Here is a 2,480-nt window from a genome sequence, read left to right as displayed (position 1 = left end):
GCACTCGCAAACGCCGGACTGAACACCAACGACATCGACGCCGTAGAAGCCCACGGCACCGGAACCCGCCTCGGCGACCCCATCGAGGCACAAGCACTCCTCGCCACCTACGGACGGAACCGGCCCACCGACCAGCCATTGTTCCTCGGTTCCCTCAAATCCAACATCGGCCACTCGCAGGCAGCCGCCGGCGTCGGCGGCGTGATCAAGATGATCGAAGCCATGCGGCACCGGACACTCCCGCCCACACTGCACGTAGGCAAACCATCCAGCCACGTGGACTGGGACACCGGCACGGTCGAGCTGCTGACCGACGCACGGGAATGGCCGGAGACCAACGGCCGGCCGCGCCGCGCGGGCGTCTCCTCCTTCGGGATCAGCGGCACCAACGCCCACGTCGTCATCGAAGAGCCCCCGGCCGAGCCGCTCCCGGCCAGGACGCCCGACGCACCCTCCCCGGTCCTGCCGTGGATCATCACCGGCAAGACCGAGAAGTCGCTGCGCGACCAAGCCGAGCGCCTGCGCCGATTCGTCGAGGCGAAGCCCGGTCTTGAGGCGGCCGACGTCGCCTACTCACTTGCCACCGGACGCGCCCTGCTCGACCGGGGCGTCGCCGTCCTGGGCGACAGCCGTGAGACGCTCCTCAAGAACCTTGCGTCGCTGGCCGGTTCGGCCGACGTCCGGAACGTGCCCGGCGTGGTCGGGACCCGCACCACACCCCGCCCCGGCAAGACCGCCTTCCTGTTCACCGGCCAGGGCGCCCAACGGCTCGGCATGGGCCGCGAGCTGTACGAGACCAACCCGGTGTTCGCCGAGGCGCTGGACCGGGTGTGCGCCCACCTGGACCCGGAGCTGGTCCGTCCCGTGAAGGGAGTGCTCTTCGCCCCGGAGACGTCGGCCGACGCCGCACTGATCGACCAGACCGCCTTCACCCAGGCCGCGCTGTTCGCGGTCGAAGTCGCTCTGTACCGCCTCTTCGAACATTACGGCGTGCGGCCTGACTACCTGCTCGGCCACTCCCTCGGCGAGGTTTCCGCAGCCCATGTGGCCGGGGTCCTCGACCTCCCCGACGCCTGTGTCCTGGTCGCCGAGCGCGGCCGCCTGATGCAGGACGCCCGCGAGGGCGGCGCGATGGCCTCGATCCAGGCCGCGGAGGACGAGGTCCGCGCCTCCCTGCTCCCCTACGGCGAGGAGCGCGTCTCCGTCGCCGCGGTCAACGGCCCGCGCGCCACGGTGATCTCCGGCGACCAGGACGCCGTCGCCGACATCACGGAGGACTGGCGGACCAAGGGTGCCAAGGTCAGGCTCCTGACCGTCTCACACGCCTTCCACTCCCCGCACATGGAGGAGATCCTCCACGAATTCCGGGAGTTCATCTCGGACCTGACCTTCCATGCCCCGAAGATCCCCGTCGTCTCCAACGTGACCGGTGTCCTCGCCACCGACGAGGAACTGACGTCGCCCGACTACTGGGTCCGCCACATCCGCGGCACCGTCCGGTTCCACGACGGCGTGCGGTTCCTGCAGTCCGAGGGCGTCACCGAATACCTGGAGCTGGGTCCCGACGGCGTCCTGACCGCTCTCGCCGAAGCATGCCTGACCGAGGAGGCCGGAGTGCTCGCCCCGGCGCTGCGACGCGGGCGGCCCGAGGCGGAGTCCGTGGCGACGGCACTGGCCCTGCTGCGGTTGCGCGGCGCCGGCCCCGACTGGACCCAGGTCCTCCCAGGCGCCCGACGGGTCGACCTCCCCACGTACACCTTCCAGCGCGAGCGGTACTGGCTGGACGGCTCGGGCGCCCCGCTGGACGCCGCCGGCCTGGGTCTGACTCCCACGCGGCACCCGCTGCTCGGCGCGGCCGTGACCCTGGCCGACCGGGACACCCATGTCTTCACCGGACGGGTGTCGGCGCGCACCCACGGCTGGCTGGCCGAGCACGCGGTCGACGGCAACGTCCTGCTGCCGGGCACGGCCCTGGTGGAACTGGCGATGCGCGCCGGCGAACAGACCGGCACCGAGACACTCGACGAACTCCTGCTGTCGGTGCCGTTGGTGCTGCCGGTGTGGGGTGGTGTGCAGGTGCAGGTCGTCGTCGGCGAGGCCGATGACGCCGGACGCCGGACGGTGGAGATCTACGCACGGCCTGAGCAGGACCGGCCGGACAGTGAGACCGGTGAGGCCGGTGAGGGTGAGCGGCCGTGGACGCTGCATGCCCGCGGACGGCTGGCCCCGGGCGACCCGTCCGCAGGCGAGAAGCTGACAGCGTGGCCTCCGGCGCAAGCACGGGAAGTGTCACTGGAGGGCGCGTACGAGCGTCTCGAAGAACTCGGCTACACCTACGGCCCGGCGTTTCGCGGGCTGAGACGGGCCTGGCGGAGCGAGCACGAAATCTTCGCCGAGGTGACCCTCCCGCAGGAGCCACGCACACAGGCCGGACACTACCTACTGCACCCGGCACTGCTGGACGCCGCCCTGCACACCCT

The 2,480-nt window shown here is 71.0% G+C and carries 1 protein-coding gene; it reads left to right on the top strand.

The annotated features are described in order from the left end of the window. The coding region (locus ACWC9R_RS37015) for a type I polyketide synthase (RefSeq protein WP_450738273.1) at positions 1 to 2,480 on the top strand (2,480 nt) is incomplete at both ends.

It is taken from the genome of Streptomyces sp. NPDC001219 (assembly GCF_053597915.1).
Note: the sequence above shows the minus strand (reverse complement) of the source record. Positions and strands in the feature narration are given on the sequence as shown.